This is a genomic window from Lewinella sp. W8, assembly GCF_004375085.3.
GTDB lineage: Bacteria > Bacteroidota > Bacteroidia > Chitinophagales > Saprospiraceae > Neolewinella.
Map to the genome: position 1 here is coordinate 1,596 of NZ_SNAQ03000030.1, position 1,973 is coordinate 3,568.

The window sequence follows — 1,973 nt, forward strand, 5'->3', positions numbered from 1 at the left end:
ACCCGCAGGCAGGTTCTCACCAACGTAGCTCAGGCCAGCGCCCGGACGATCCGTAACCTCAACGTTGCTCGCATTCAGTGAGCCTTCGTTCGTTACCGTGATCGTGTACGTCAGTTCCGTACCCTGAACGATCGGGGTCGTATTGGCACTCGCCAGGTCCTTGGTCAGCGCCAGGTCGTAGGTCTGCTCGATCGGCGTCTCCACGTCATCCTGGTCGTCTTCCGTATCATCGTCGTTGTCCGGCGTAGAGTCTTCGTCATCGCCGTCGTCCTCCGTGATCTCCGCTTCGTTGCGGACACTGCTGCCCTGGAAGGTCGCATCAATCGCGTAGGTAACCTCGAAGCTGATCGACTCACCCTGCAGCAGGCTCGCAATGACGTACACGCCGTTGCTGCCCGTTACACCCGCAGGCAGGTTCTCACCAACGTAGCTCAGGCCAGCGCCCGGACGATCCGTAACCTCAACGTTGCTCGCATTCAGTGAGCCTTCGTTCGTTACCGTGATCGTGTACGTCAGTTCCGTACCCTGAGCAATCGGGGTCGTATTGGCACTCGCGAGGTCCTTGGTCAGCGCCAGGTCGTAGGTTTGCTCGATAGTAATGGTGGCGTTATCCTCATCGTCATCGTCACCGTCACCGTCACCGTCTTCGTCCACGTCAGGACCAAAATCAGGATCTGAGTCTACATCATCGTAGGGGCCGTCTTCGGTAATTTCCGCAGCATTGGTGAGAGTATTGCCCTGGAAGGTTCCGCTGATGGTGTAGTTCAATTCTACCGTAACGGACTGCCCGACAGGTAAACTGGCAATTTGGAAACTTCCATTGCCTAATCCAGTAATCCCAGTTTGCGGGGTAATACTGCCAAAGACCAGTCCTGCATCAGGCGTATCCGTTACTACAATATTGTTAGCATCAATCTCGCCTTCATTCGTCACTACTACCTCATAGGTTACGAGGCTGCCCTGACCGTAAGTGCTTCCACTGGTAACGACTTTCGTTAATGCGAGATCGAATAGAGGCAGATCACCACAGTCATCATCGCTATCGTCAAAAATGTTGTCTCCGTCAGTATCAATTTCGGCAAGGTTGTACAGCCCTTCACCAGGCATTCCATTGCCATTGGGGCCTCCACTTCCGCAAGGAGTGTAAGTGTTGTCTCCTCCATCGGGATTATCTGCATTGAGCTCCAATCTAACCTGATAGGTCAAAATGAAGGTCTCCGTAGCATCAGCAGCAATTTCATTATTAGTGACCAGGGTAGTAGCACCTACCGTATTCAGGGTTCCGGTTGCTTCCCCACTGAATAGACCACTAATGATCGTTACGTCATTATCAAATGAGGGAGTATCCCTTAAAGTATACTGCCCAATACCACCAGCGTTGGTTACGGTAACCGTGTACCGTACTTCATAAGTACCATCGCCGTTAGCCGTTGCGTACTGGAACGTCTTCTCTAGAGTTACTTCAGCGTCTCTCTGAAGACCAGCGTCAAGATCATCATTATCGTCACCGCTTTCCAACGTGACCGTCTCGGTCATGCCGTTCATCGCGGGATCTGCGTCGCTGTCCAGCGCTTCATCTCCACCCGCATTTAAGGTAGTGAAGGTGTAATCAGGAATCAGTACAAACTGTACGCTGTAATCGCCGGGCTCGAGGTTATCGAAGGAGTAGGAACCATCACCGGCAGTCGTCGTGCTGGCGATTACGTTTCCGTTCTCGTCCTTCAGGTTAACCGTCACATTGGGGATACCGGGCTCGCCAGCATCCTGAATGCCGTCGCCGTCCGTGTCTTCGAAGACGAAGTCACCGAGGCTCGCCGGGCGGTAGAGTCCCGCATCCAGATCGTCATTGTTCTCTCCGCTCTCCAGCGTCACCGTTTCGGTCATGCCGTTCATCGCGGGGTCAGCATCGCTGTCCAGCGCTTCGTCACCGCCTTCGTTCAGGTCCGTGTACTCAAAGCCGCCGGGAAGGACGA

The 1,973-nt window shown here is 53.9% G+C and carries 1 protein-coding gene; it reads right to left on the minus strand.

The genetic code is table 11. From position 1 onward, the window contains the following. Positions 1 to 1,973 (minus strand): SdrD B-like domain-containing protein (locus tag E1J53_RS22840; RefSeq protein WP_173021610.1); only part of this gene is annotated, 1,973 nt, incomplete at both ends.